We start from the raw sequence: 26,241 nt of genomic DNA, 5'->3' as shown, positions 1-26,241 counted from the left end.
AAAATGGCTGGAATAGTAGGTATTTTGGCATTCGATAAAATTTGGAATATTTCGAAGTTTTTAAAATATTCATTGATGGGATTACAGCACAGAGGATATACAGCATCTGGTTATGCAGTACTTAATGACAAAATATCTTCTGGACATTCATCAAATCCTCCAGAGGATATAGAAATTAATGATCAAGGCTGGATAGGGATAGGATATACAGGAAATAAGGAAGAGTATCCTTTAGTCTTTGATGAAGTAGCTATGGTAATAGACGGTATTGTAAAAGACAACCCAAGTTCTATTGCCGAAAAAATTCTTTCTAACCCAGAAGAAATAAGCAAAGTAAGAGGAGCATTCTCTTTAGTTGCATTTACATCTGAAGGAAAAATAATAGCTTATCGTGATGAGAGCGGTCTTAAGCCTTTAGCAATAGGTGGTTTCGGTTTCGATATGGCAATAATTGCATCAGAAATGCCTGCAATGAGTGTTATAGGAGGAGATTTCAGAAGGGAAATAAATCCAGGAGAGCTAGTTATTCTCGATAGATATAACATAGAAAGTAAGAAGTTAAAAGAGCCCAAAAAGAGCTACTGTTCAATTGAATACATTTATCAAGCAAGAATTGACAGTTTCGTAAACGAAAGATCTATTTATGAGCTAAGAATAAAGATAGGAGAAGAACTTGCAAAGGAAAGACCTATAAATGCTGACACTGTAATAGGGGTTCCAGATACTGCTATACCATTTGCAGTTGGTTATTCAAGATTTACTGGAATACCTTTAGACTTAGGATTTACTAGGACTGGAAGTCCTATAAGAACAATGCTCGCATCAAACGATTTCATGAAAATAGTAGGAGTTCAGCTAAAGCTTAATGTAATTAAGTCAGCGGTTTTCGGCAAGAGAGTAGTTTTAATTGACGATTCCATGGTAACTGGAACTACTTTAAAGAACACCATTTTCAGCCTAAGGAAAATGGGAGCTAAGGAAGTTCATGTTCTCATAGGAAGTCCCAAATTGATTTCCTACTGTCCTTACGGTGTTGAAGTCCCTCCTTCCTCTGAGTTAATAGCCGCCAATTTACATGATGAAGATATAGCAAAAGTACTGGGTGCAGACTCAATTTATTGGCTAAGCATAGAAGGTCTTTACAAGGTTATAGGTACTAAGGAGTTATGCTTGGGCTGTATGTTAAATTCCTATCCTAAGGTGATTTAAAATGAAAGTCCTCTTAATAGGAGACGGAGCAAGAGAAAACGCATTAGCTGAGGCATTATCTGACAATAAAATATTTGCAATCTCTTCCTTCATTAATCCTGGAATAAAAAGCGTTGTTGAAAGAACGGGAGGAAAGTATTTTGTAGGAAACATAGAGTCTAAGGAATTCGTTAAAGAGATAATAAAGCAAGTTAATCCAGACTTTGGAGTTGTAGGTCCAGAAGATCCTTTATTTCATGGAGTTTCTAACGCATTTTATGAAGAGAGAATTCCTGTAATGGGGCCGACAGAAAATGATGCGACGATTGAAAAATCCAAAGTTTGGATGAGACAACTAATGTGGAAGTACGAGATTCCAGGTAGGTTAAGGTTTAAGTCTTTCTCAAATTTAGCAGAGGCAGCAAAGTTTATCTTGGATTATGGAGGTTCTGTGGCGATAAAGCCTTCTGAACAAGTTGGAGGAAAGGGAGTAAAAGTTGTAGCTGATATTCAAGCTTATCTATCTAACGAGAAGAGACAAGCATTAAGTAAGAGCGTTGACGAAATAGGAAAATATGTTTCAGATAATGAAATTAAGATCATAATAGAGGAAAGAGTAGATGGCCCGGAATACACTCTCCATGTCCTAACTGATGGAAATTCTTACCTTCCTCTTCCCTTAGCTCAGGATTATAAGCACGCGTACCAAGATGGAATAGGTCCAGAAACTGGTGGTATGGGTTCTATATCTGGTTCAAAGAATTTGCTTCCATTTATAAATGAGGAGGAATACGAGAGAAGCTTTGATATAGTTAAAAGGACTGCAGAAGCTATAGAGAAGGAGACAGGAGAAAAGTATAGAGGATTTCTCTCAGGGCAAATGATGTTGACAGACTTATGGGGACCTACAATTATAGAATATTATTCCAGACTAGGAGATCCAGAGGCGTCCGCAATAATTCCTAGAATAAAGAACTTTGGCGAAATTTTAGAGCTAACGGCAGAAGGTAAGCTGTCAAGGGCAAAACTTGAATTAAATGAGGAGCCAACAGTAGTTAGGGCTATTGCGCCTTACGGATATCCTTTAAATAAATCCTTAGCAAAAGGTCAAAGATTCTTCATAGACATGCAGAAGTTAAGAGAAGAAGGTTGTATATTGTACTTCGGCTCAGTAGCACTTGAAGGAAACGAAATTGTAGCACAAGGCTCTAGAGCTTTAGAACTCGTAGCTTTTGGAGATTTTGAAGAGGCAAGCAAGAAGCTTGATATGTGCATGAAGTATATATCCAGTGATAGGAAGATGATTTATAGGACTGACATAGGGAGGACAGTTAAAGAGATGACAGAGAAGGCAGAAATAGTTAGATACTCTTACAAAAACAGGGAGAAGCACGGAATTTTAGGAGTTTCTGCAGATTGGTCTCCTAACGGTGGTCTATGGTGAATGAGTATAAGAAATCTGGAGTTGACTTAAATAAGGTAAAAGAAATTCACGATTACATTGCTAAGGAAATTTCATCAACTTACAAGAACGTTTTACTTGGAGCTGGACATTATTCTGGAGTTATAAATTTTAATGGAATGAAATTAGCTCTGCATACTGATGGCGTCGGTACTAAGACTCTTTTAGCTCTTAAATCTGGAATAATAGAGCCAGTAGGTATTGATTGCATTGCAATGAACGTCAACGATCTTGTATCCATAGGAGCAAAACCATTAGCTTTAGTTGATTACCTAGCAATGGAAAAGCCCATGGACGATGTTGTAAAAGGCGTAATGAGTGGGTTAATTAAAGGTGCTTTAGAGTCTGAAGCGGAAATAATTGGAGGTGAAACTGCGATAATGAAGGATGTAATAAACGGTTTTGATTTATCTTGTACTGCCCTTGGTACAGTTGATGAAATTAAAGATGGACATGATGTTAAGCCTGGGGATGTGATACTTGGCTTGAAAAGTAATGGGATTCATTCCAATGGCTATTCTTTAGTACGGAAATTAATAGATGAGGGAAAGCTCTCTTTTGAGGACTGGAAGGAGGAAATAATGAGACCAACAAAGATCTATGTTAAGCCCGTACTTTCTGTGCTTAATATGATAAAAGCTGCTGCCCACATAACTGGTGGTTCTTTTTCGAAGCTTAAGAGGGTAACTAGTTACCATTTAGAACTTAGGATGCCCGAGCCTCAGGACATTTTCAAGGAAATCGAAAAAGCAGGTGTTTCTCATGAAGAGATGTACAATGTTTTTAATATGGGCATAGGTATGGTTGTTTTCACCTCTCCAGAGTATATGGATGATGTTATAAAAAATATTCAGAAATTCGTCGAAGTTTATGAAATTGGAAAAGTATCAGAAGGTAGTGGTATAACAATCTTTACGTATAGGAACGCTGTTCTCTATTTATAGAATTTAATGAATACCTTTTAAACTCTAAATCATAATGCTTTGTCTGGTGACTGTATATGAAACCAATAGATATGAAATCTTTAATAAATTATGTAGCTTTAAAAATATTAGGAGGAAGCGACTATCTATTAAATGCATTAGAAGAATACCTCGTCAATGGCGAAGGCCCGGCAATAGTCGCACATAGATATAATATATCAAAGCATCAGCTTAGAGGCTACGCTCAGAGAATTATTGAAAAAAGCGGTAGTGAGTGCAGAGCAAAGAAGATTATTCCTATTCTTAAACAGATTTCAGTTGATGTTAAACCGATTATAAATAGAGATGAGAACGGAGTTTATACGTGCACAATATGCAATACAATAGTTGCTAGGGAAGACGCAGAAGAACATGTAAGAAAGTACCATAAAGATCAGCTCACGCTTGCAATTAAGAGTATGATGGAGAAACTTGATGAGATAAGAGCTAAGAAAGCCAAAGCCGTAATACTTACATCAGCAAGTTAAACTGAGGCATTTTTATTTTAACGACTATTTATTTTATTTCTCCTTTTATTCAACCTAAAGCCTTTTTTACTACCATGACATTCTTGATACAATGATTATCATGAGGAAAGTTATTAGTGTTAGATTAAAAGAAGAATTAGTAAGAGAAGTCGATAGAAAGTATAAAGAATTAGGCTTTGACAATAGAACCGAATTTATAAAAGAAGCATTAAAATTCTATTTAACTAAAAAATCGAGTAGAATTACATAAAAGTTCTGTTAAGTCTATATATAGAGATTTTTGAGGTAATCCTTCAGCATTACCTTTATAGAGAAATACGCTATTTTCATTATCTTCATAGCTTTTAACTCTGATGAAACCCGATTTCTTGAAATGAAAATAGTTTTAGCTTATTCGGGAGGACTAGACACTACAGTATCCATAAGATGGTTAAAAGAAAAGTATCAAGCTGAAGTAATAACAGTAAGCGTTGATGTGGGACAAAAAGAAGACTTCGCAAAATTGGAAGAAAGAGCCTATATTGCAGGCTCAAGTAAGCATTACACTATAGATGCAAAGGAGGAATTCGTAGAAAAATTCATAAAAAATGATATTATAATGAACGGACTTTATGAGGAAGTTTATCCTCTTTCAACAGCATTAGCAAGGCCCTTAATAGCTGAGAAAATCGTCGAAGTAGCTAAAAAAGAAGGCACAGAATACATAGCTCATGGTTCAACTTCAAAAGGTAATGATCAAGTTAGGTTTGATTTAGCAATTAAAGCCAGTATTCCAGACGCAAAAATAATAACTCCTGCAAGGAGCTGGGATATGACTAGGGAAGATGAAATTAAATATGCAAAGGAGCACGGAATTCCGATAAAGGAAGAGAGCAATAAATACAGTATAGATGAGAATTTGTGGGGAAGGAGCATTGAAGGTGATATTATTGAGGATCCATCAAAGGAAGTTCCAGAAGATGCGTTTGAGCTGACCAGGAAGGCTTCAACAAAAAGTAAGGAAAAAGTCATTATAACCTTTGACAAGGGAGTTCCAGTAGCTCTAAACGGAGAAAAAATTCCTCTTTTGAATTTAATAGATAGTTTAAATATGATCGCAGGAAGTTTAGGCTTCGGAAGAGTTGACCACTTAGAAAATAGGGTTGTAGGATTTAAATCAAGGGAAGTCTACGAAGCGCCTGCAGCATTATGCTTAATTTCCGCTCATAAAGATTTGGAAAAGACAGTTTATACTCCTTTGGAACTAAGGTTTAAGAGAAGCATTGATAGTGAGTGGAGTGATTTAGTGTATCAAGGTCTGTGGTACGAGCCTTTAAGAGAAACTTTGCAGAAAGTAGGAGTTGACATGAATAATTGGGTTACTGGAGATGTTGAGGTAGAGATAGGAGAGAACGGCCTAAGGATATTGGGCAGGAATTCTCCTTACTCTCCTTATTCTGACAAGATTGCTTCTTATAATAAAGGATGGTATCCTACGGAAGAAATGGCTAAAGGATTTATAGAAATTTGGGGATTGCATTCACTACTTGCCAGAAAGGTGAGGAGTTCATAATGTTATACAGAAAATGGGGATCTTCAGGAGACGAGGTCATATCATTTACATCGTCTGTTGAATTTGACAACGAGATAATAAATGAAGTAAAATTAACAATGAAAGCTCATGTAATAGAACTTTACCTAGATAAAATAATAAACAAGGAAACTGCTGGGAAAATAATTTCTGCTATAAACGAGTTCAAAGAGATTCCCAGTGGTTATGAAGATATTCATGAAGCTTTAGAAGATTACATAATAAAAAAGGTAGGAGAGGAAGGAGGATGGATAGGTTTAGGTAGGAGCAGAAACGATCATGTCGCAACTGCATTAAGGCTTAAGTCTAGAGAAGAACTTCTTTCAATATTAGATCAATTAATAAAATTGAGGGAAGTGCTACTAGATAAGGCTGATAAATTTGTAGATGTTATATTTCCCAGCTTTACTCACTTACAGCCTGCACAGCCAACAACCTTTGGGCATTATTTAGCTTATATAGAAGAAGAACTTTACTCTGCTTGGGAGCTTTTATTTTCAAACTTAAAATTAATAAATAGGTCCCCATTAGGAAGCGGTGCGATTGTAGGAAGTAATGTAAGTATAAATAGGGAAAGAGAAGCAGAAATGTTAGGCTTTGATGAGATAATAACAAACACGATTTCTGCAACGTCTTCAAGGATAGACTTAATTTCCTCAGTTGGTAGTATAGTAAGCCTTTTGTTAGTATTGAGTAGGATTGCTGAAGATATGGTAATATTTTCCTCAATGAAATTAGTTAAACTCCCTGATAATCAAGTAAGCACTAGCAGTTTAATGCCTCAAAAGAGGAATCCGGTAACTATGGAAATAATGAGAGCTAAAGCTGGAGAGTTGATAGGTTTCTTTACATCCTTGTCATCTATGTATAAAGGATTGCCTTCAGGATATGATTTAGATATGCAGGAGATGAATAAATATTATTGGTATTCCTTTGATTATGCAAAATCCTCTATTTCGGTACTTAAATCTTTATTTGAAGGGATTGAAGTTTTACAAGCTAGTCTAGATTACTCAATGCTTGCAACTGACGAGGCAGAGAGCCTCTCTTTACAAGGGATTCCTTACAGAAAAGCTTATTTTGAAGTCTCCTCTAAAGTTATGAAGGGCACCTTTACTCCTTCAATAAATTTCAAAGAATCTATAAATTCAAAGAAAACTGAAGGATCTCCAAATCCAGGAATTCTCAAAAATGATATTAAAAAAGCAAGAGACAGAATTGAGGAAAATAAATCTAGATTAAATGAATTTAAGACAAATGTTTCAAATAAAATCTCTCAATTAAGGGCGATAGAGAATGATCTGCAAGAGGGGCTATAAAGGATATATTTACCTTGAGGACGAAACGTTTATAGAAGGCTGCGGCTTTGGAGCTAAAGGAATAAGGGCAGGGGAAGTAGTATTTACTACTTCAATGAACGGTTATCCTGAGAGCTTAACAGATCCTTCATATAGAGGTCAAATACTTATAATTACCCATCCTCTTGTAGGAAATTACGGAATACCTAAGCCTATAACTGAAAATGGAATTCTGAGGAATTTTGAATCAGAAAGGATACAAGTAGAGGGTTTAGTAGTAGCTGAGGAAACTGAGCCTTATAAGTGGAATTCCCAAATGTCTCTTCACGATTGGCTAAAATCTGAAGGAATTCCTGGAATCTCCGACGTTGATACTAGAATGTTAGTGAAGAGAGCTAGGAATAAGGGAGTAATGATGGGTATAATATCTTCTGGAGTTGAAGTAGATGATCCAAGAAAATACTTGGAAAAGAAATACGACGAAATTGACTTTACTCAATTTACTTCTCCTAAATCACCAATAATTCATCAAGGCACTGGGAAAGGCATAATAGTCTTAGTAGACTGCGGAATAAAGCACGGTATACTTTACCAGTTAAATTCCAGAGGTTACACTGTAGTTAGAGTACCTTGTAACTTCACCGCAAATCAGATAATGGATTACTCTCCTAAGGGGATTGTATTCGGCAACGGTCCAGGAAATCCAAAATTGCTCCAAGGTTTAATAAAGACTTACAGGGAACTTACAGAATACAAGGTTCCAATAATGGGAATTTGTTTAGGTCACCAAATCACTTCTTTAGCTTTAGGAGGGAATGTAAGGAAGATGAAGTATGGACATAGGGCAATAAACAAGCCAGTAATAGACGTTACTGACAATAAATGTTATATTACTACGCATAATCACGGTTACGGGATATTTAAAGAAGATGTTCCAAAGGATATGAAAGTCTGGTTCTACAACCCAGATGATGGAGTAGTTGAAGGGATGGTGCATGAAAAGCTTCCAATAATCACCACTCAATTCCATCCCGAGGCAAGACCGGGTCCTTGGGACGTAACATGGGTATTTGATAAGTTTAAGAAGGTGATTGAAAGTGGTAGACCTTAAGAAAGTATTAGTTGTAGGCTCTGGGCCTATAAAAGTTGCAGAAGCGGCCGAGTTTGATTACAGTGGGAGTCAAGCGTTAAAAGCATTAAAGGAAGAAGGAATTCAAACAATATTAGTAAATTCAAACGTTGCCACAGTGCAGACTAGCTATAAAATGGCTGATAAAATTTACATGTTACCAGTAACGTGGTGGGCCGTAGAAAAAGTTATTGAACAAGAAAGGCCAGACGGTATAATGATAGGCTTCGGAGGACAAACCGCACTAAACGTTGGCGTAGATCTGTACAAGAGAGGAATACTGCAAAAGTACGGAGTAAATGTCTTGGGAACTCCTATTGAAGGAATTGAAAGGGCATTAAGTAGGGAGAAGTTCAGGGAGACAATGATTAATGTTAATCTACCAGTGCCTCCAAGCTTATCAGCAAAAAATGAGGAAGAAGCAATACAGAAGGCTAGAGAAATAGGATATCCAGTAATGGTGAGGGTAAGTTTCAACTTAGGAGGGAGAGGATCAACCGTAGCATGGAATGAAGAGATACTTAAGAGGGATATAGGTAGGGCTTTCTCACAAAGTTATACTCATGAGGTCTTAATAGAGAAATACTTATACCAGTGGAAGGAGCTTGAGTATGAAGTAATGAGGGATAATAAAGGCAATTCTGCAGTAATAGCTTGTATAGAGAACCTAGACCCTATGGGTGTTCATACGGGAGAATCTACCGTTATTGCACCTTGTCAAACTTTAGATAATCAAGAGTATCAAGATATGAGAACTAGGGCTGAACTAGTTGCAAGGTCCATTGATTTAGTAGGGGAATGTAACGTTCAGTTTGCTTTAGATCCTAATAGCTATACACACTACATTATTGAAACTAACCCAAGGATGTCAAGAAGTAGCGCGTTAGCAAGTAAAGCTACCGGTTATCCTTTAGCTTATGTTTCTGCAAAATTATCCTTAGGATATTCTCTCTACGAAGTTCTGAATAGAGTATCAGGATCAACTTGTGCATGCTTTGAACCAAGCTTAGACTACGTAGTAATAAAAATACCTAGGTGGGATCTGCAGAAGTTTGAGAACGCCGATATGTCTTTAGGAACTGAGATGAAGAGCATAGGAGAAGTTATGAGCATTGGAAGGTCTTTTGAAGAAGCGCTGCAAAAGGCAGTCAGAATGCTAGATATTGGAGAGCCTGGAATCGTAGGGGGTAAAGTTTACAATTCTTTACTTACAAAGAAGGAGCTTTTAAAATACTTAAAGAACAAATATCCTTACTGGTTCCTTTATACCGCTAAAGCGTTCAAGGAAGGTGCTACAATAGATGAAGTCTATGAAGTAACTGGAATAGATAGGTTCTTCCTTAATAAGATTAAGAATCTAGTTGAATTTTATGAGAATCTAAAAGAAGTAAATAAGGATATACTACTTGAGGCTAAAAAGTTAGGCTTTAGTGATGAACAAATTGCCAAGAAAGTGAATAAGACTAATGAGGAAATTAGGAAAATAAGGGAAATCGAAGGAATAAAGCCAGTAGTTAAGCAAATAGATACTTTAGCAGGAGAATGGCCCGCGATAACCAATTACCTTTATTTAACATATAACGGCAGTGAGGATGATATAGAATTTTCAACCAATGCAAATAAACTGCTTATACTGGGAGCAGGAGTATTTAGAATAGGAGTTTCAGTAGAATTTGACTGGAGTGTAGTAAGTTTGCTAGACGCTGCGTTAAAGTACTTTGACGATGTAGCTATACTTAACTATAATCCAGAAACCGTGTCTACAGATTGGGACATTGCAAAGAAGTTGTATTTCGATGAATTAACTTTGGAAAGGATAATTGATGTAGTAAATAAGGAAAACTTTAGGTATGTGGCTACTTTCACTGGGGGTCAAATAGGAAATAATTTAGCTAAAATGTTAGAAGATTCAGGAATTAGATTATTGGGTACTGCAGGTCATAATGTTGATATAGCAGAAGATAGGGAGAAGTTCTCTAAGCTTCTCGACAAACTAGCTATAAAACAGCCTTTATGGATTTCGGCATCTTCTATTGAAGATATCAGAAAGTTTGCGGGAGAAGTAGGATTTCCACTTTTAATTAGGCCTAGCTACGTTCTAAGCGGTTCTTCAATGAAAATAGTTTACAATGAACAAGAATTGCTTAATTTCATTAATAATTTGAAAATATCCACTAAATATCCCGTCGTTATATCAAAGTATTTAGATAATGCAATAGAGGCAGAAATTGATGCGGTAAGTGATGGAAAAGGAGTGTTGGGAGTAGTTATAGAGCATGTTGAGGAAGCAGGAGTTCACAGTGGAGATGCTACAATGAGTGTACCAACAAGGAAATTGAAAGAAGATGTAGTTAAACAAATGAAGGAAGATGCTTTAAGAATTGCTAGAGAAATTGAAATTAAAGGACCTTTCAATTTACAATTTGTAATTAAGGATAATACTCCTTATGTTATAGAATTAAATTTAAGAGCTAGCAGATCAATGCCTTTCAGCAGTAAGGCTAAAGGGGTTAACCTAATAGACAAGGCTTTACATGCTATAATTAATGGGCTAAACTTAGACGATTTTTATGAACCTTCCTCAAAAGCTTGGGCAGTTAAGTCTCCTCAATTCTCTTGGACTCAAATAAGGGGTGCATATCCGATGTTAGGACCAGAAATGAGAAGTACAGGCGAAGCGGCATCTTTCGGAATTGATTTTTATGACGCACTTGTGAAGAGCTGGCTTTCAGTTATTCCTAATAAAATTCCAGAGAAAGGAAAGTATGCATTAATTTACGGACTAGGAAATGAGGAATATTTAAAGGAAGCGGCAAATAATTTGAGAAACTATGGTATAGAGGTTATAACTTTGAAGGAAACTGGATTAAAGGGAGAGGAAGAAGTTGATATAAACACTGCAGTAGAGTTGATAACAAGTTCTAAAGTAGGTATCGTAATAACTAACGGTTATTTGAAGGATATAGATTATCAGATTAGGAGAGAGGCAGTTGACTATAATGTACCTTTAGTCCTTAACGGAAGGTTAGGAATGGAATTAACTAAAGGCTTCCTCAATTCAAGGTTAACTTATTATGAAATGAGGGATTACGGTGGTGGAATATGAAGGTAGCTTTAGTAGTTGATATAATAAGACAAGAGGAAAAAATGATAGTAAAAACTTTAAATGAGAAAGGTATTCAATACGACGTAATAAATGTAGCTCAAGAACCTTTGCCCTTTAACAGAGCTTTAGATAGATACGATGTAGCCTTAATAAGGGCAATAAGCATGTACAGGTCTCTCTACTCTGCAGCAGTATTTGAAAGTGTAGGAGTTCATACAATAAACTCTTCCGAAGTAATAACAGTAGCAGGAGATAAAATACTAACTTATTCCAAGCTATTCAAAGCAGGAGTTCCTATACCAGATTCAGTAATAGCAATGTCTCCAGATGCAACGCTAAAGGCATACGAACAGATAGGCTTTCCATTGATAGATAAGCCACCTATTGGAAGTTGGGGAAGAATGGTTTCTTTAATAAGGGATATTTTTGAGGGTAAGACAATTATAGAACACAGGGAAATGCTAGGGAATTCAGCACTTAAAGTCCACATAGTTCAAGAATACATTAAAGAAAAAAATAGGGATATAAGGTGCATAGTAATGGGTAAGGAATTACTTGGCTGCTATGCAAGGAATATTCCGCCAAATGAGTGGAGAGCTAATGTGGCTTTAGGAGGTTCTCCTTCTTCCATAGTTATTGATGAAAAACTTAGAGAGACCGCATTAAAAGCAGCAAGTGTAGTTAATGGAGAGTTTATCTCAATAGATGTATTAGAGCATGCCAGCAAGGGCTATGTTATAAATGAACTTAACGATACTCCAGAGTTCAAAGGATTTATGTTAGCTACTGGAATAAACGTTGCAGAAAAACTTGTTAATTATATTATCTCAAACTTTTCCTAACTTAGCTAGAAATAGGTCATGTCTAGTCTCTTCTAAAATTCTCCTTAATGCATCAATTTTTTGTCTTAAGCCTGGAATTAAAGACTTAGGGTACTCAAACCTCCAAAGTTCTTCGTAAATTTCTTCCATATAATTGAAGAATTTATCAGCACTTTCGTAGTCGCTTTTCCTTAAGAATTCTAAAATCGCTCTCCTCATTTCTCCTATTGCGTCTGCTATTCCTAGAACGTAATACATATCTGGAATTCCCAAATTGTCTGCAAGGTAAAGTTTTCCTCCAAAGTACATGTTAATTACAACGCTTGCCTCTGCGAGTTCCTGGAACGATGTGCCTACATCACCGTAAAGTAATTCAGGATATTGGTTAATTATTTGTTCTATTTCCTTAGCCTTTTGCACAGCTTCTTCATATTTCTTTAATGCTTCTTCCTTCTTTTGCCTATGCGAAAGTGAAATCGTTTCTCCGCAAGTTCTTATTAATTCTCTTGATAGAAGGAGAAGTTTTTCCCTATTATCAAACCTTTCTGTGAGTTTCTTCTCTATTCCTTCCAAGTAAACCTGAATTTCCTCTATCATGAAGTTAAATAGGAAGTCTAAGTAAAAAGTTGAGCTATAATTCTATACACGAGAAGAAACAATAGAAACATACTTATATTACTTATATAGTATAAACCATATGATAAAACGCGTTAGCGTAATAGGTGCAGGTTTAATAGGCTCTGGATGGGCTACATTATTAGCAACTAAAGGATACGAAGTTTCTCTATATACAGATAAGAAGGAAACTCTAGATAGAGGAGTTGCGAAAATAAAATCTTATTTGGAAGTAATGAAAAACATGGGACTTGTAGATAAAGATCCTGATTATTACATGAAAAATCTTCATACTACAGTTAACATGGACGAAGCAATAGAAGGTACTGACTTCGTTATAGAGGCAATAATAGAAGATTATGATACTAAAAAGAAAGTTTTCTCTTATCTTGATGAAAAATTGGATAAAAATGTAATATTAAGCAGTAGTACTTCTGGTTTACTAATGACTGAAATTCAGAAAGCGATGAAAAGATATCCAGAAAGAGGTGTAATTGCCCACCCTTGGAATCCTCCTCATTTATTACCTTTAGTTGAGATAGTTCCTGGAGAAAAGACTTCTCAAGAAACGTTAAATGAAACTAAGGATTTCATGGAAAAATTAGATAGAGTTGTTGTAGTGTTAAAGAAGGAAGTACCTGGATTCTTAGGTAATAGATTGGCTTTTGCGTTATTTAGGGAAGCGGTCTATCTAGTAGATGAAGGCATCGCAACCGTAGAAGATATAGATAAAGTAATGACTGCGGCAATAGGCTTAAGATGGGCTTTTATGGGACCTTTCCTAACTTACCACTTAGGGGGAGGAGAAGGAGGACTAGAGTACTTCTTTAACAGAGGCTTCGGTTATGGTGCAAATGAATGGATGTATAGTTTAGCTAAATACGATAAGTTCCCTTACACGGGAGTTGTGAGGGCAGTACAGCAAATGAAGGAATATAGTACCATCAGAGGAAAGAGCTTCCAAGAACTATCAAAATGGAGAGACGAAAAATTATTTCAAATATATAAAATTGTATGGGGAGATAAGAAACAAAATAATGGGCAATAGGTTTTTCTTATTTTATTCTTCCTTAAATTCCAGTATTCCTAAGTTTTCTAGTAATCCAGAGTCAGTTACATCAAATAATACAACTTCTTCGCCAGATGTATTTACGTGAGAGTGAACAGCATTAGCAGGAACTACAAATATATCTCCTTCCTCCCAGTAATATTTTTCGCCATCAATGATAGAATATCCCTTACCTTTTACTACAAGATAAATTGAAGCCATGTTATGAGAGTGAGGCTTTGTAGATACTCCCGGTTCTATATACTGTAATCCTGCCATCATTGTGGGAGTTAGTCCTCTAGATCTTTCAGTGCTTGGGCTGTAGAACATTATCTTTGCAACGCCTTCCTCCACTTTGCCTTGTTTGGCTATTAATCTTAAAAGCTCTAAAGCTTTGTTAAATTTAATTACTTTGGGTTTAACTTCCTTAGGCGGTGAAGTATATTCCATGAAAGTTACTACTTTGAGGTCATCTCCTTCAATTTCTTTAACTAAAGACTTAATTCCCTTAGTTAGTTCCTCCTGTCTATCTTCTCTTTCTAATACATGCTCCATTTGTTTAAACAGTTTAAACAGTTTAAAAAGGTGTCTATTATGAATGATTGTTATGTTAAAGATGGAGACGAAATTTGTGTAATAATATGTGGAAAATTAATTTGCGATAAAGATACAGTCAATGATTACGGTAAGTTATGTGAAGCGTGTAAAAGAGGTGACAAGAAATCTTGTATTGAAATGTTAGAAAGATACGGTTGTTGGAGTGCTTCAGGATGGTGGCTTTAACTTCCAAGTAAATAAGTCAAAAGCGCTGTAAATAGACCTGCTAGAAGTATCAAAACACCAGATTCTATTTTATCCTTTATTTCGCCCTCATAAGATAATCCAAGCAAGAATAATACAAATGAGGAAGATGAAAGCACCATTACTACATTCCTTGTTGTAACATAGGAATAAAGCACTATTAAACCCAAGAAAGGTGACGCGCCATGAGCAAAAGCTGAAAGAATAATAGTAACCTTAGTTCCGTAGTCGTAGACTGTTCCTTTTAAACTCTTCATCATCTGTCTCTCCAGTTCCTTATATTCTTCCCTCTTTTCCTTAGCTTCAACTATTAAGGAATTCCACATTGAGGAAATGGAGACCGCAGTTAAACCGCTCAATATTGCTATTTCAGTATCTTTTACCTTAATGTTCTCTACTATTGCTGACATTATTATTCCTATAGTAAGCAATAACCCGTCAAAAGAGCCTAATATTAAATACCTCCTTAGTATCGACCTTTCATACTTTAACGCATATCTTAAACCGTCTATTATCCCTTCTAACATATTTTGAATCAATTTAAATACCGGGCTATTATAGTCTTTTTGGCATGAATAAGAAATTATTGCTCGCTCTAGGAGTTGTAATTTTGTTATTAACAGTAGTAGGAGTTTACATGGCTTCAACTTACAAGACTACAGTAAGTATAAGCAATCTACCGCCTTCATCTTCAAGTGAAGAAACTTTAGAGGTTAAAGTTCTAATGAATTACGGGCCTCTTGGTGGAGTTTCTCCTCTTTCAGATGCATATGTAGAAATTTATACTTCTCAAGGGCATTATGTTACTGCTAACTTCACAAACTCACAAGGAATTGTAACATTCCATTTGCCTCCTGGCAACTATAAAGTCTTCGTGACTCAGCTTCATTATAGTGCTAGCGTTTCGTTAACTTCCTCAAAGGAAGTTACAATAAGTTATGCCTATTTGTACTCAACGTGATGTAAATTTTTTACCTCTCTCAAGAACTCTATCATATGGTAAATATAGATGTTGTAAGAATAGACATTCCAGAAGGTACAAACGTAATAATAGGCCAATCCCATTTTATAAAGACTGTAGAGGATCTATATGAAACGTTAGCTTCTTCATCCCCGACCATAAAATTCGGTATAGCTTTTAATGAAGCAAGCGGTAAGAGATTAGTAAGATTTGACGGAAATGATGATGAGTTAATAAAGCTTGCAATAGATAATGCAAGAAGAATAGGTGCAGGACATACTTTTGTAATTTACATAAAGAATGCATATCCCATAAATGTTCTTAACAGAATTAAGAACGTTGAAGAAGTTGTCAGAATTTTTGCTGCAACATCAAACCCACTGCAAGTATTAGTAGCGGAAACTGACCAAGGGAGAGGAGTAATAGGTGTTGTTGACGGTTATACTCCCTTAGGAGTTGAAGGAGACGTTGATATAAAGGAGAGGAAGGATATCCTCAGGAAGTTCGGATATAAGAGATAAAGCCTTGCCAATTAGCTCATCGGAAACTTCCTCATGTCCTTTTAAATAATGAATCATTGAAGCACATAATAATATTAAACCTTGAAGGTATTTCTTCTTTTTTTCATCAGTTTCTTTCCTCCAAATACCTTCTAATACTTCGTGAGCCTCCCAAAATCTGCAATTAAAGAATAATTCTTGGAAACTCTCTTTAATTTCTCCAATTCGAATAATCTTTATAGGCTGACCTAGTATACTAATAACTTTCTGAGGATCATCTATTATATCTATTTCAGTATATTTACAGCGCCTTATATCTATAATATTTACATCTTTAAGATTAGTTATACTAACTACTAAAGGATAAAGCAAGATAAAACGTGACAATTTTCTTTCAGTGCTAGTCATTGCTTTTTATTTTATAAAAACAATATTAATGTGATGAGCAAAGAAGCAGTGTTATATAGGAAAGAAGGAGACAGAATAAGGTGCTTAGCATGTGCCAGAAGATGTTTAATAGGGGAAGGGCAAATAGGCTTTTGTGGAGTTAGATCTGTAAGGAACGGTAAACTTTACCTAGACGTTTACGGAAAAGTTGCTGCTGCACATGTAGATCCGATAGAGAAGAAACCTTTAGTGCACTTTTATCCTGGATCTAAAGTTTTCTCATTCTCAACTTATGGCTGTAATTGGATGTGCATGTACTGTCAAAATTATGATTTAAGCCAGAGGAGGAGAGCAGAGGGCTATGAAGTATCTCCTGAAGAATTAGTTGACATGGCTATTTCATATGAGGCAGAAGGAATTACTTACACTTATAACGAACCTGCAATATTTGCAGAATTTGCACACGATACTGGGGTAATAGCGAGAAAAAGAGGATTATTTAACACCATGGTAAGTAATGGCTACTGGACTAACGAGCTCGTTGAGTATGTAAGAGATTTCCTTGATGCAGTTACTGTAGATTTTAAGGGGAACGGTGAAGAGAAGTTTATGAAGAGATATACTGGTGCTTCAGGTCCAGAACCAATACTGGAAACCATTAGAGAACTTCACAAGAATGGAATTCATGTTGAAATTACTGACTTAATTGTTCCTCAAATAGGAGATGATCTAAAGGCTGCAGAAAATTTACTTAAGAAAATCATGGATATTCTAGGTCCTGACGTTCCAATACATTTCTTGAGATTTCATCCAGATTATAAGCTTGATTATCTTCCCTGGACTCCGGTAGAAACTTTGGAAAAGCATTATAATCTAGCTAAATCCTTAGGCTTTAATTACGCCTATATTGGGAATGTCCCAGGGCATCCTTATGAAAGCACTTATTGCCCTAGATGTCATAATTTAGTAATAGGAAGAGATGGATTTAGAATAACTGAATGGCACTTAACTGAAGATATGAGATGTCAATACTGCGGATATCAGTTGCCTATTGTTGGAAAATTATCTAAGCACGCATTTGAGGAAGACAGATTCGAGCCGGTCTTTATTTAAAAAATTATTTTCCTTTAAATTCTGCCTTCCTCTTTTCAAGGAATGCGTTAACTCCTTCCTTTTCATCTTCAGTAGAGAACGCCACTCCCCAACCTAGACTCTCCATATTTAAGCCGTCTAGTAGTGGCGAATCATTACCATATAATACTACAGTCTTCAGAATTGCTAAAGCTATTGGAGATTTCTCCATCAACCTTGATGCAAATTTTATTGTTTCCTCCTTTAGAGAGGATAACGGAACTACCTTGTTTACTAGCCCAATTCTTTCTGCATCGCTTGCTGAAATTTTATCTCCGGTCATTATGAGTTCCAAAGCTCTTGCTTTTCCTATAGTTCTTACCAACCTCTGAGTTCCTCCAAATCCTGGATAGATTCCTAAATTAATTTCTGGTAAGCCTAGAGATGTTTCGGCAGCAGCAATCCTGAAGTCACAAGCTAAAGCTAGTTCTAGCCCTCCACCTAATGCATAACCGTTAATCATTGCTATTGTAGGCTTAGTTATACTCTCTATGTAATCCATAACTTTCCTACCTTTTTTAGCAAAATTCCATGCTGAGATAGAATTTAACTCTTTAAATTGAGATATGTCTGCTCCTGCAGAAAAGGCTTTGCCATTTCCAGTAAAAATTATTACTTTAACTTCGCTATTTTCTTCAAATTTTTTTGCTTCAGCTTCAAGTTCTTCTAACATTTTTAAATTTATAGCGTTCAGTTTATCCGGTCTATTTAATATAATCCAACCTATTCCGTTTTCAATTTTGGTTTCGAGAGTTTCCATAGTTATCTCTATAAAAAGATATTAATAAATGCTTTAATTTGGGTTATACGAATATAGAATTATGAACAGATTAGACAAGAATCTTCTTATTTATTTGCCTGTATCAGCAGTACCTATAGCAGGGAGTACTATTTATAGTGTAATAAGCATTAATAAACTCAGAGATTTTATAGAATCGTTACCTTACGTCTTTCTGGGCATTCCTGTAAGCTTGCTAACTTCCGCTGCAATTACTTTTGAATATTTTAAACAATTGTTCTATATTTCCTTTATAGTAGTTATTATTACACCTTTAATAGCGTCCTTTGTGATCTCTAGGACTTACGAGAATGTAGAGGTTGTTCCTAACGAGTACTATATTGAAATTACTCTTAAGGTCCCTATTTCTTATTCACAATTCTCAGATCCCAATGTTCTCTTTGATAAAGTTTTTAATAAAGCTCTGAAGAAGATGAAAAATCCATATTATTATTATAAATTAAGGTCTTTAGGATCTTGTTCTAATCTTAGAGTGGAAGTTCATGAAGATAGAATAGTATTGAGAAAAAGATGTGGAGATACAATAGTTGAAATTAATTTAACAAATAAGGATGAAGCTTACATGAAGGTATCTATTTCTTATTAGTTTAAATTATTTTTAAAATTATTATAGTTATTAGTATCACAGCTAGATAAGGAGCTGATATTTTAAAAGATCTCCAAGCTTCTTCTGCAGTTGGATGTCTGAATAGTATTATTGAATTATAAAGCAATAGCGCAGTCATTATAGATGTTACTATTAAATAAGGAATCCCTACATAAAGGTAAAGCGATAGCGCAAATGGAGCCATTAAAGCATTGGAAATCGCAATATATTTTGCGGAATCTTTCTCTGGTAAAAGTACAGGTAACATGGGAATTCCAGCTTTAGAGTAATCCTCCTTGAATTTCAAGGCTAAAGACCAGAAATGCCCCGGAGTCCACATGAATATTAACAAACCTAACAGTATTGAAGAAATAGTGAAAGAGTCGGTCATTGCGGCATAACCTGCCCAAGCCGCTGCACTTCCTGCAAACCCACCAATTACTATGTTTAATGGAGTCCTTGGCTTAAGCCAAATTGTGTAAACAAAAACATAAATTAATCCTCCAAGAAGTATGAAAAACGCTGTTAAAGGATTTGCTATTAATCCTATAGCCGAGCCTATAGCTAACATTATGGAACCAACAAGTATAGCCTCTTTTTTGCTTACATACCCCATAACTGTAGGTCTCTTAGAAGTCCTTTTCATAACTTTATCCTTATCAATTTCTACCCCTTCATTTATTATCATTGCTCCTCCAGAAGCTAAAGTTCCGCCTATAAGCACGGAAATTAACGGAATTATGAGGAACCTTGCAGTTAGTGCAGCTCCTGCAATCGCTGCAAGATCTAATAACCAGATAATTCTAGGTTTACTAAGTTTTGCGTAATAAATTAGTTTTACGCTAGGTGAAGTTGCCATGATTCTCTAACCTACTTTAGTTTTTAAGATTAAAAATTTGGTTTATAAGATTTCTAATATTTTACAATCCTGGTAAATTCTCTCCTCTCAATAATAAAATCAAGTCTGAAAATGCACCATATGCAGCATTTAAAGGACCTGCCCCAGGACCTACAATATTAATTTTCTGAATATCGCTTTCTATTTCTAAAGCATTATTAACTCCATCGACGTTGTAAAGGAAGTCTTCTTTACTAACCTCCATAGGTTTTACGTACGTTTCTTTTTCATCAGCGTAAGCTATCAGCTTTATTTTATTACCTCTTTCCATAGCTCCTTTAATATCCACGTCTTTAATTCCTTCGAATTTTACATCGTTAATTGAAATACTCCTAGAGAAATAAACGTTAGATAAGATGGTTATCTTCCCAGCTGCATCAAAACCATTTATATCTAAAGTTGGATCCCTTTCAGCGTAACCTAATTCTTGAGCCTCCCTTAATGCTTCAGCAAATGAAAGACCTTGACTCATCCTGGTCAGGATGTAATTAGTTGTTCCGTTTAATATTCCCCTTATTGTCTTCACTTTCATTCCAGGCAAAATCCTATAGAGGTTTATTGAAGGAGTCCCGCTCATTACAGTGGCTTGGAAAAATATTTTAGAACTATGAGAAACAGCAGTACTCAATACCTCTTTATATTTTAAAGCCAGAGGAGCCTTATTTGTAGTAATAACATGAATCCCTCTCTTTAATGCAGTTAAATACAAGGAAAGTGATGGTTCTCCAGTTTTATAGTTAGCAGAAGCCATGTCTATAACTACGTCTGGTTGAACTTCATCTAACGCTTGTAAAACGTCTACTTTCTTATCTACAGTAAACTCTTCCTGGTCTTTTAACATTAGTCCTCTTGTAGTAACTATTCCTACTATCTTTACGTCTTCTGCTTCCCTAACTCTCTTTTCATGAATTAACTTTCTAAAGGCTTTTCCTACATTTCCGTATCCTACGAGCATTACTTTCAACTAAAAATCACCTGGTGTGTTTGTTTTCCTCCCAAGTAATTAAGCACTAATTCTACTACCATGCTTACTGCATTTCCTACTATCTCCTGCGGTACTCCAAGAACTCCAGCTCCTACAATTAATATATCTTTTGTAGAGTCTGTAACACTAGTAATTTTTGAATCCCTATGGGGATAAATATGCATAACCTTCTCTTTATCTACCATTACTGGAATTCCCTTTTGAAGGATTTCAGGTTTATCTTTTCCTATTGCATAAAACTCCTCTCCGCCCTTGCTTAGTACTATTGAAGGTTCGCCTATAATCTTTGACATATCATAAATCCCTATGGGAACAAGAGTTGAGGAGCTTGCTATATTACCTGAATCAACTATATCGTTTATCCTTGGAAGTTTTCCGTTTCTGTTAATTCTTCTCCTCAGAGCTTCTCCTGCAGGTCTTACTTTAGTTGGATCTATGCCTATTTTCCAATAAAAGTCTCTATAAGCCCGTACTACTGGATTTAACTTTAACTTTTCAGGGTCTTCTTGAGAGTACATTTCTTCAACTTTCCTCATTTCTTCATCTAGTTTTCCTTTGCTATTAGTGACTCCAAGGATTTCAGTATGCGCTATAAATATTCCGAGATTTTTGCAATCTTGGCTTACCGTTATGTTCATTTCTCCTCCACTTCATATGTTAATAATTTAGCCTTTTTAACTCCTTTAATTTGGGATAATGAGGAGACAAGTTTTACTAAGTCTGACTTTTTGCCTTTTACTGCTATAGCTTCCATACACTCTTTTTCATTCAAATGAATGTGAAGAGTTGAAATTATGGAAGAAAGTTTCTCATGTTGCAATTTAGTAATCTCGTCTGTAACTTCATCGTTATACACTATGTTTAGTATTCCGACAACTTCTATGTCTTCTGGAGAATTCTCATCTAAGAAGTTTTTAATCGCAATTTGAAAGATCTTAGATCTATCAAGAGAGGAAGAGTTCTTCATGAATTCATCAAGTTGTTCCATTACATCTTTAGGAATCGAAACACTAATCTTTTCTACATTCATACTTAAAAATAGGAAAAGGAGGTTTTTATTAAATGATAGAAGTTTTAAAAAAAGCTGAAAACCTTGGGGCAATATTTGCAGATGTTAGGCATTACAGATATGATGAATTATCTCTCAACGTGACAGAAAGCAGAAAATATGTTATAACAAACGGAGTTGATGAGGGGTACTCATTAAGAGTACTTAACAACGGAAATTGGGGATACTCGAATTCTACAAAGCTCGGGGAAGAAGAAGTAAGAAATGCAATAGACTCTGCTTACGGCGATGAGAAGGTAAACATCACTTTCTTACCGCCAAAGAAGGATAAAGTTATAATAAGACAGCAAAAGCCCCCCTCAAAGAGTTTAGAAGAAATAATGGACGACTTAGATAAAATTAAAGGGGAACTTCTTAAGGATGAGAGAGTAAAGTCAGTAAACATTAGATACTTTCAGGAAGGTGTAAAGAAAGATTATGCAAGTACTGAAGGAAGAGAAATTTATCAAGAATACGTGTTAAACGGCATCTCAATTTCTGCAGTTGCTAGAGAGGGTGACGTTATTGCTTCTTCCTTTTATTCTGCATATACTTATAAAGGATATCCTTTAGAGGTTTTCGATACAAATCAAATGATAGATACCTTGAGAAAGAGGCTAAATAACCAGCTTAAAGGTAAAACTCCTAAGGCAGGAGAGTTTGACGTAGTTCTAGGTCCGGATGTTGTAGGAGTCTTCTCTCACGAGGCTTTAGGACACTTGGCTGAGGCAGATTTAGCAGTAAACGGAATACTGAGTCAATTGAGGGGGAAGAAGATAGCCCCAGATTACGTTTCAGTTCATGATGCCCCCAAAATGGATTATAACATGGCAATAGGAATTACACCTTATGATGATGAGGGAGTTGAAGGAAGAGAAGTAAAAATTGTGGAGAATGGAATGGTGTCGGAGTTTCTGGTTGACAGATATTATTCAACTTTCCTAGGAGAAAGACCCACAGGCAATGCAAGGGCAGAGGACTTCAGAAGTCCCATATTAATAAGAATGAGGAATACTTTCATGTTGCCAGGAGATAAGAAAGTTGAGGAATTAATTAGTGAAATAAAGGAAGGATATTTCATTGTGTCTCCTCTGGGAGGGCAGACTAGTCCAGATGGAACTTTTCAGTTCGGAATACAAGAAGGCTATTATATACACAACGGCGAGATAGGAGAACCAATAAGAAACATGGGAATTTCGGGTTATACAATAGAAACTCTAGGTAAAATAAAAGGAGTTTCAAAAGAATTTGATGTATGGCCTGGCTTTTGCGGTAAAGGGGGGCAAAGCGTCCCAGTTGGGACAGGAGGTCCTTATATAAGTGTTAAGGTTAAGGTGGGAGGATATGTTTGAGATATTGGATAAGGCTAAAAATTTAGGATATTCCGCAGAAATATTTTATGCAAAAAGGAGTGAATTCTCAATAAATGAGGAAAAACAAATATACTCCAGATTCTTGAATGAAGAAGGTTATGGTCTTAGAGTATTTAAAGAAGGAAAAGTGGGATTTGCTTACTCTACTAGACTAGATGATAATTTGCTAGACTCCGCTATAAAATCTTGGAAAATTTCAGAAAAGGATGAAGCAAACGAAATTCCTAAGCCTGCTAAAATAAGGTACTTGAACCTTTATAAAAAATTTGACTTACACGAGAGCGTGAAGGAGAAAATCAAAGAATTAGAGGAATTGAAGGAGAAAATCAATGTAGCAACATTGAATTCTACTGCATGGATTACTGAAATAGGAATTTTAAGTACTGAAGGGATGAATGTTAATGAGAAGAGGAGCGGTATTAGTGCAAGTGTGAGTGCAAATTATAAGGATGTAGGTTATGTAGGACCGGAAATTTATGAAGCTAGATCCTTTAGAACTCCTTCAGCAGACATAAGTGAACTAAAAGATAGTATAATAGAAAAAGTCAGAATCACGTCTGAAAGAACTGCTTTAGACTTTAAGCCTAAATCCGTAGTTTTGACTCCTAAAGCAGTGTACTATTTAGTATTACCCCTACTGAGTTATGCAATATCTTTGGAGAATTATTATAGACATAGAAGCCCTCTAAAAGAAGGAGAAGTACTTAATGAGAATTTGAAGATAATAGATAATCCTATGACAGAGGAAAGTGTTTATAGCAGGTCCTTTGATGGCGAAGGGCAGGAGTCTTTAGTTAATGAAATAATAAACGTTGAAGTAAGAAAGTTCCTCAGTAACTATTATTGGTCTTTGAAAACAAAAAGAGAAAACACAGCGTCAGCGACAAGAGGTTACTCTTCAATACCTTATATTTATCCTAGTAATTTAGAATTTTACGTGAATAATGAGGAAGAAGATTTATCAGAAGAAGGAAAAGTTTTCGTGGATGAAGTTCAAGGAGTTCATACTAGTAATTTTGATACTGGAGAGTTTAGCATAGTAGGTTCAGTAGCTTGGGTAGTAAAGGACGGTAAAAAGATTTCATTAAAAGAGATAGTTATAACGTCTAATTTGAAGGACTTGCTTAAAGGAATTCAGAAATCCTCTAAGAGGAGATTAATGATAGGTAATGTAAACACTGGAGACCTAGAAATTCAAGGTTTAAGTATAGTCTAAAAATTTTTTAATTAAAACGTTAGAAAGACTTATAATTATTTTATTACACATATTTTCTCATGAAAGTAGTTTTAGCCTATGATGGTTCGGATTACTCAAAGAAAGCAGTATTTTTTGCTTTAAGATTTATCAAGAAGGAGGACGAAATACATATAGTTACCGTAGTAAAAGAAGCTCCAAAAAGTCCCGAACAAGTTATAATAGACAGTGAGGATAAAGCCAAAAAATCAATAGATGAAATAAAAAGTGAATTAGAAGGATACAATGTTAAGGAAAAAATACTTGAAAGTAATGATGTAACCGATAGTTTAGTAAGCTATTGTAAGGAAATAGGGTGCGATCTAATAGTAACTGGAAGTAGAGGTCTAACGGGATTAAAAAGGGTTATTTTAGGTAGTGTGTCTTCCGCGTTAGTTAGTAAATCTCCTTATCCAGTTTTAGTTGTTAAGTAGTAATACTTTTTTCTTTCAATTTCTTTATATATTCGTCTATAGTTATTACTTGGTTATTATCATCGACTACAAGACTGCCTGGATTGCCTTTCCTCCCTTTAATTAAATACCAGCCCAATAATACTGCAACTATTGAAGTTAATATTACAATTGAAGCCATATCGGGCACTGATATGCTTTCTGATACTCCCCAGACATTAAGACCCGTAGCCATTAACGGCAGTACTGCACTAAATATTCCAAGCTGGCCAATTCTGTAATATAAAATAGGAACGCCAAAGCCGTCTATTATTCTACCTGATAACCATAATATTCCAGATATTGCACTTATATCTGCAAAAGCAATATTTATTCCTAAAAATACTACAGATAATGCAGTCACTATTCCTGTGACACTCCCTATAAATATTGTAGCGATTACAGGCTCTTTACTGCTGTTTACTTTAGAAAAAGCCGATGGAGCAGATTTTTCTCTAGATAGATTAAATATTATCCTTGCAGCGCCCAAAGTAGTTCCTATGTTCGAAGCAAATAAACTGTTTATTGACATAATTAGTGCTATTAAAAGCGGTAACAAGCCAAAGGAGTACATTTCATAAATTAAAGGCTGAGGAGAGCAAGATAAAGATGAAAGAGAGCCATTCCATAATGCAACCAAAGCATAAGTCCCTAAGAACATTGCAGTTCCGCCTATTAAAAGTGATAACCACATTCCTAGTGTTATAGTTTTTGTAGGATGCTTTGCTTCTTCTCCCAAATATGTCGCGGCTCCAGCACCCGATATGCTCACCATTGATAGTACAAATGCAGTTGCAAGATCGTGAACTGGAACGTTACCGGGCGTCATGTAATTAAAATGAAAACCTTTAGTTAGTGAAAAAGCAAACATTGCTATTAACAGTAAAGCTTCTGCAGTCGCACTTATCGAAACTACCTTACCTAAAACAAATTTTATATGAGTAAAGGATATTACTGTAGGATAAAGTATAGCAAGAAATATTATAGCTCCTTCCTCTAGTGGTGTTAAAGAAACTCCGAATATTCCTAAAGTTATTGATATTATAAGATATACAGTAATAGCATTTACTGCATTAAGGAATGTATAAGCTAAAGCCTCTATAAGAGCTTCAAAGAATGAGATTTTCTTGCTCCTCCAAGCACTATAACCATAAGTATAATATCCTCCTGCGGAGGCTAATTTTGAAGTATACCTTGTAAGCGTAAAAATCCAAAGAGCACTGCCAAGTAAGGCTAACAATGTAGTAAATACTACTGAATAGCCTGCATAAAGTATTGCGGCAGTTGAGGTAGAAACTACGCTACCTAAAGGCGCAGTTACTGCCATAGCTTGACCGTAAGCTTCCTTTAGTGAGACTGACCCCTTGCTGAGCCTCATGATCTCCCTTTAAGCTTTTCG

Annotated in this window: 29 protein-coding genes; 19 read left to right on the top strand and 10 right to left on the bottom strand. The window is 35.7% G+C overall.

Features of this window, described 5'->3' with window-relative positions:
- Positions 1–3 precede the first annotated feature (3 nt).
- From HS5_RS12600 to lysX, 10 genes are all read left to right on the top strand, one after another.
- The gene (locus HS5_RS12600) at positions 4–1,209 is read left to right on the top strand and encodes an amidophosphoribosyltransferase (RefSeq protein WP_236751719.1); all 1,206 of its coding nucleotides are present in this window, start codon (positions 4–6) and stop codon (positions 1,207–1,209) included.
- Between the two features lies 1 nt (position 1,210).
- On the top strand, positions 1,211–2,632 hold the full coding sequence (purD, locus tag HS5_RS12595; RefSeq protein ID WP_236751718.1) for a phosphoribosylamine--glycine ligase: 1,422 nt from the start codon (positions 1,211–1,213) through the stop codon (positions 2,630–2,632).
- Entirely contained in the window at positions 2,626–3,594 is a 969-nt protein-coding gene (gene purM / locus HS5_RS12590; protein WP_236751717.1) for a phosphoribosylformylglycinamidine cyclo-ligase, read from the top strand. The genes purD and purM overlap by 7 nt, the downstream gene beginning before the upstream one ends.
- Before the next feature lie 56 nt (positions 3,595–3,650).
- Positions 3,651–4,100: a hypothetical protein gene (locus HS5_RS12585; RefSeq protein WP_236751716.1), complete on the top strand. Its 450-nt coding sequence runs from the start codon at positions 3,651–3,653 to the stop codon at positions 4,098–4,100.
- Positions 4,101–4,191: 91 nt separating this feature from the next.
- The gene (locus HS5_RS12580; protein ID WP_236751715.1) at positions 4,192–4,350 is read left to right on the top strand and encodes a ribbon-helix-helix domain-containing protein; all 159 of its coding nucleotides are present in this window, start codon (positions 4,192–4,194) and stop codon (positions 4,348–4,350) included.
- A gap of 123 nt (positions 4,351–4,473) precedes the next feature.
- A complete protein-coding gene (locus HS5_RS12575) occupies positions 4,474–5,652 on the top strand; it encodes an argininosuccinate synthase (protein WP_236751714.1) in 1,179 nt (392 codons plus the stop codon).
- Positions 5,652–6,989, top strand: a complete 1,338-nt coding sequence (gene argH, locus HS5_RS12570) for an argininosuccinate lyase (protein ID WP_236751713.1) — start codon at positions 5,652–5,654, stop codon at positions 6,987–6,989. The genes HS5_RS12575 and argH overlap by 1 nt, the downstream gene beginning before the upstream one ends.
- Positions 6,967–8,079 (top strand): glutamine-hydrolyzing carbamoyl-phosphate synthase small subunit, encoded by a 1,113-nt coding sequence (carA, locus tag HS5_RS12565; RefSeq protein ID WP_236751712.1) that lies wholly within the window; start codon positions 6,967–6,969, stop codon positions 8,077–8,079. The genes argH and carA overlap by 23 nt, the downstream gene beginning before the upstream one ends.
- Positions 8,066–11,203 carry a carbamoyl-phosphate synthase (glutamine-hydrolyzing) large subunit gene (gene carB / locus HS5_RS12560; protein WP_236751711.1) on the top strand — a complete coding sequence of 1,046 codons (3,138 nt, stop codon included), beginning with the start codon at positions 8,066–8,068 and terminating at the stop codon, positions 11,201–11,203. The genes carA and carB overlap by 14 nt, the downstream gene beginning before the upstream one ends.
- The gene (lysX, locus tag HS5_RS12555) at positions 11,200–12,045 is read left to right on the top strand and encodes a lysine biosynthesis protein LysX (RefSeq protein ID WP_236751710.1); all 846 of its coding nucleotides are present in this window, start codon (positions 11,200–11,202) and stop codon (positions 12,043–12,045) included. Before carB ends, lysX begins: the two co-directional genes overlap by 4 nt.
- Here lysX and HS5_RS12550 read toward each other — a convergent pair.
- Entirely contained in the window at positions 12,031–12,621 is a 591-nt protein-coding gene (locus HS5_RS12550; RefSeq protein ID WP_236751709.1) for a haloacid dehalogenase, read from the bottom strand. The two genes, lysX and HS5_RS12550, sit on opposite strands and share 15 nt — an antisense overlap.
- 100 nt (positions 12,622–12,721) lie before the next feature.
- Between HS5_RS12550 and HS5_RS12545 the strand changes: the two genes are divergently transcribed.
- Positions 12,722–13,687: a 3-hydroxyacyl-CoA dehydrogenase family protein gene (locus tag HS5_RS12545; RefSeq protein ID WP_236751708.1), complete on the top strand. Its 966-nt coding sequence runs from the start codon at positions 12,722–12,724 to the stop codon at positions 13,685–13,687.
- 12 nt (positions 13,688–13,699) lie between these two features.
- Here the strand turns inward: HS5_RS12545 and HS5_RS12540 are convergent, their stop codons facing one another.
- Positions 13,700–14,242 (bottom strand): cupin domain-containing protein, encoded by a 543-nt coding sequence (locus tag HS5_RS12540; RefSeq protein WP_236751707.1) that lies wholly within the window; start codon positions 14,240–14,242, stop codon positions 13,700–13,702.
- A 39-nt stretch (positions 14,243–14,281) separates the two neighbouring features.
- On the opposite strand from HS5_RS12540, the gene HS5_RS12535 reads away from it, so the two are divergent.
- Positions 14,282–14,470, top strand: coding sequence for a hypothetical protein (locus HS5_RS12535; RefSeq protein WP_236751706.1), 189 nt, complete (start codon positions 14,282–14,284; stop codon positions 14,468–14,470).
- Here HS5_RS12535 and HS5_RS12530 read toward each other — a convergent pair.
- Complete coding sequence (locus HS5_RS12530; RefSeq protein ID WP_236751705.1) at positions 14,467–15,015, bottom strand: hypothetical protein; 549 nt, start codon at positions 15,013–15,015, stop codon at positions 14,467–14,469. The genes HS5_RS12535 and HS5_RS12530 overlap by 4 nt on opposite strands.
- A 44-nt stretch (positions 15,016–15,059) precedes the next feature.
- Here HS5_RS12530 and HS5_RS12525 point away from each other — a divergent pair, with 44 nt between their 5' ends.
- Both HS5_RS12525 and HS5_RS12520 read left to right on the top strand, forming a co-directional pair.
- Entirely contained in the window at positions 15,060–15,449 is a 390-nt protein-coding gene (locus HS5_RS12525; RefSeq protein ID WP_236751704.1) for a hypothetical protein, read from the top strand.
- Positions 15,450–15,484: 35 nt separating this feature from the next.
- Complete coding sequence (locus HS5_RS12520) at positions 15,485–15,970, top strand: adenosine-specific kinase (protein WP_236751703.1); 486 nt, start codon at positions 15,485–15,487, stop codon at positions 15,968–15,970.
- On the opposite strand, the gene HS5_RS12515 is transcribed toward HS5_RS12520, so the two are convergent.
- Positions 15,899–16,357: a DUF309 domain-containing protein gene (locus HS5_RS12515; protein ID WP_236751702.1), complete on the bottom strand. Its 459-nt coding sequence runs from the start codon at positions 16,355–16,357 to the stop codon at positions 15,899–15,901. The two genes, HS5_RS12520 and HS5_RS12515, sit on opposite strands and share 72 nt — an antisense overlap.
- A 33-nt stretch (positions 16,358–16,390) precedes the next feature.
- On the opposite strand from HS5_RS12515, the gene amrS reads away from it, so the two are divergent.
- Positions 16,391–17,449, top strand: a complete 1,059-nt coding sequence (amrS, locus tag HS5_RS12510) for an AmmeMemoRadiSam system radical SAM enzyme (RefSeq protein WP_236751701.1) — start codon at positions 16,391–16,393, stop codon at positions 17,447–17,449.
- Between the two features lie 4 nt (positions 17,450–17,453).
- On the opposite strand, the gene HS5_RS12505 is transcribed toward amrS, so the two are convergent.
- Positions 17,454–18,227: an enoyl-CoA hydratase-related protein gene (locus tag HS5_RS12505; protein ID WP_276574437.1), complete on the bottom strand. Its 774-nt coding sequence runs from the start codon at positions 18,225–18,227 to the stop codon at positions 17,454–17,456.
- A gap of 61 nt (positions 18,228–18,288) precedes the next feature.
- Between HS5_RS12505 and HS5_RS12500 the strand changes: the two genes are divergently transcribed.
- Complete coding sequence (locus tag HS5_RS12500) at positions 18,289–18,852, top strand: hypothetical protein (RefSeq protein ID WP_236751700.1); 564 nt, start codon at positions 18,289–18,291, stop codon at positions 18,850–18,852.
- Between the two features lies 1 nt (position 18,853).
- On the opposite strand, the gene cyoE is transcribed toward HS5_RS12500, so the two are convergent.
- The 4 genes from cyoE to HS5_RS12480 all read right to left on the bottom strand — a co-directional run bounded on the left by cyoE (position 18,854) and on the right by HS5_RS12480 (position 21,765).
- Positions 18,854–19,711 carry a heme o synthase gene (cyoE, locus tag HS5_RS12495; RefSeq protein WP_236751699.1) on the bottom strand — a complete coding sequence of 286 codons (858 nt, stop codon included), beginning with the start codon at positions 19,709–19,711 and terminating at the stop codon, positions 18,854–18,856.
- 61 nt (positions 19,712–19,772) lie between these two features.
- Complete coding sequence (locus tag HS5_RS12490; RefSeq protein ID WP_236751698.1) at positions 19,773–20,714, bottom strand: homoserine dehydrogenase; 942 nt, start codon at positions 20,712–20,714, stop codon at positions 19,773–19,775.
- Entirely contained in the window at positions 20,711–21,373 is a 663-nt protein-coding gene (locus tag HS5_RS12485; protein WP_236751697.1) for a phenylalanine--tRNA ligase beta subunit-related protein, read from the bottom strand. The genes HS5_RS12490 and HS5_RS12485 overlap by 4 nt, the downstream gene beginning before the upstream one ends.
- Entirely contained in the window at positions 21,370–21,765 is a 396-nt protein-coding gene (locus HS5_RS12480; protein WP_236751696.1) for a CopG family ribbon-helix-helix protein, read from the bottom strand. The genes HS5_RS12485 and HS5_RS12480 overlap by 4 nt, the downstream gene beginning before the upstream one ends.
- Positions 21,766–21,797: 32 nt before the next feature.
- Here HS5_RS12480 and tldD point away from each other — a divergent pair, with 32 nt between their 5' ends.
- The 3 genes from tldD to HS5_RS12465 are packed head-to-tail and all read left to right on the top strand — an operon-like array spanning position 21,798 to position 24,824.
- On the top strand, positions 21,798–23,135 hold the full coding sequence (gene tldD, locus HS5_RS12475; protein ID WP_236751695.1) for a zinc metalloprotease TldD: 1,338 nt from the start codon (positions 21,798–21,800) through the stop codon (positions 23,133–23,135).
- On the top strand, positions 23,128–24,372 hold the full coding sequence (locus HS5_RS12470) for a TldD/PmbA family protein (protein ID WP_236751694.1): 1,245 nt from the start codon (positions 23,128–23,130) through the stop codon (positions 24,370–24,372). Before tldD ends, HS5_RS12470 begins: the two co-directional genes overlap by 8 nt.
- 59 nt (positions 24,373–24,431) lie before the next feature.
- Entirely contained in the window at positions 24,432–24,824 is a 393-nt protein-coding gene (locus HS5_RS12465; RefSeq protein ID WP_236751693.1) for a universal stress protein, read from the top strand.
- Here the strand turns inward: HS5_RS12465 and HS5_RS12460 are convergent.
- Entirely contained in the window at positions 24,817–26,220 is a 1,404-nt protein-coding gene (locus tag HS5_RS12460; protein ID WP_236751692.1) for an APC family permease, read from the bottom strand. The genes HS5_RS12465 and HS5_RS12460 overlap by 8 nt on opposite strands.
- Positions 26,221–26,241 lie beyond the last annotated feature (21 nt).

The sequence above is a fragment of the Acidianus sp. HS-5 genome, from assembly GCF_021655615.1.
Taxonomy (GTDB): Archaea; Thermoproteota; Thermoprotei_A; order Sulfolobales; family Sulfolobaceae; genus Acidianus.
Note: the sequence above shows the minus strand (reverse complement) of the source record. Positions and strands in the feature narration are given on the sequence as shown.

Bases quoted from the DNA above. Each gene is read 5' to 3' on its own strand.
- HS5_RS12515 (WP_236751702.1), bottom strand. From the start codon at position 16,357: ATGACTAGCACTGAAAGAAAATTGTCACGTTTTATCTTGCTTTATCCT.
- HS5_RS12500 (WP_236751700.1), top strand. From the start codon at position 18,289: ATGAACAGATTAGACAAGAATCTTCTTATTTATTTGCCTGTATCAGCA.
- HS5_RS12545 (WP_236751708.1), top strand. From the start codon at position 12,722: ATGATAAAACGCGTTAGCGTAATAGGTGCAGGTTTAATAGGCTCTGGA.
- amrS (WP_236751701.1), top strand. From the start codon at position 16,391: ATGAGCAAAGAAGCAGTGTTATATAGGAAAGAAGGAGACAGAATAAGG.
- cyoE (WP_236751699.1), bottom strand. From the start codon at position 19,711: ATGGCAACTTCACCTAGCGTAAAACTAATTTATTACGCAAAACTTAGT.
- HS5_RS12540 (WP_236751707.1), bottom strand. From the start codon at position 14,242: ATGGAGCATGTATTAGAAAGAGAAGATAGACAGGAGGAACTAACTAAG.
- carA (WP_236751712.1), top strand. From the start codon at position 6,967: ATGATCTGCAAGAGGGGCTATAAAGGATATATTTACCTTGAGGACGAA.
- HS5_RS12525 (WP_236751704.1), top strand. From the start codon at position 15,060: ATGAATAAGAAATTATTGCTCGCTCTAGGAGTTGTAATTTTGTTATTA.
- purM (WP_236751717.1), top strand. From the start codon at position 2,626: ATGGTGAATGAGTATAAGAAATCTGGAGTTGACTTAAATAAGGTAAAA.
- HS5_RS12580 (WP_236751715.1), top strand. From the start codon at position 4,192: ATGATTATCATGAGGAAAGTTATTAGTGTTAGATTAAAAGAAGAATTA.
- argH (WP_236751713.1), top strand. From the start codon at position 5,652: ATGTTATACAGAAAATGGGGATCTTCAGGAGACGAGGTCATATCATTT.
- lysX (WP_236751710.1), top strand. From the start codon at position 11,200: ATGAAGGTAGCTTTAGTAGTTGATATAATAAGACAAGAGGAAAAAATG.
- HS5_RS12535 (WP_236751706.1), top strand. From the start codon at position 14,282: ATGAATGATTGTTATGTTAAAGATGGAGACGAAATTTGTGTAATAATA.
- purD (WP_236751718.1), top strand. From the start codon at position 1,211: ATGAAAGTCCTCTTAATAGGAGACGGAGCAAGAGAAAACGCATTAGCT.
- HS5_RS12465 (WP_236751693.1), top strand. From the start codon at position 24,432: ATGAAAGTAGTTTTAGCCTATGATGGTTCGGATTACTCAAAGAAAGCA.
- HS5_RS12485 (WP_236751697.1), bottom strand. From the start codon at position 21,373: ATGAACATAACGGTAAGCCAAGATTGCAAAAATCTCGGAATATTTATA.
- HS5_RS12530 (WP_236751705.1), bottom strand. From the start codon at position 15,015: ATGTTAGAAGGGATAATAGACGGTTTAAGATATGCGTTAAAGTATGAA.
- tldD (WP_236751695.1), top strand. From the start codon at position 21,798: ATGATAGAAGTTTTAAAAAAAGCTGAAAACCTTGGGGCAATATTTGCA.
- HS5_RS12480 (WP_236751696.1), bottom strand. From the start codon at position 21,765: ATGAATGTAGAAAAGATTAGTGTTTCGATTCCTAAAGATGTAATGGAA.
- HS5_RS12585 (WP_236751716.1), top strand. From the start codon at position 3,651: ATGAAACCAATAGATATGAAATCTTTAATAAATTATGTAGCTTTAAAA.
- HS5_RS12470 (WP_236751694.1), top strand. From the start codon at position 23,128: ATGTTTGAGATATTGGATAAGGCTAAAAATTTAGGATATTCCGCAGAA.
- HS5_RS12550 (WP_236751709.1), bottom strand. From the start codon at position 12,621: ATGATAGAGGAAATTCAGGTTTACTTGGAAGGAATAGAGAAGAAACTC.
- HS5_RS12460 (WP_236751692.1), bottom strand. From the start codon at position 26,220: ATGAGGCTCAGCAAGGGGTCAGTCTCACTAAAGGAAGCTTACGGTCAA.
- HS5_RS12600 (WP_236751719.1), top strand. From the start codon at position 4: ATGGCTGGAATAGTAGGTATTTTGGCATTCGATAAAATTTGGAATATT.
- HS5_RS12505 (WP_276574437.1), bottom strand. From the start codon at position 18,227: ATGGAAACTCTCGAAACCAAAATTGAAAACGGAATAGGTTGGATTATA.
- HS5_RS12575 (WP_236751714.1), top strand. From the start codon at position 4,474: ATGAAAATAGTTTTAGCTTATTCGGGAGGACTAGACACTACAGTATCC.
- HS5_RS12520 (WP_236751703.1), top strand. From the start codon at position 15,485: ATGGTAAATATAGATGTTGTAAGAATAGACATTCCAGAAGGTACAAAC.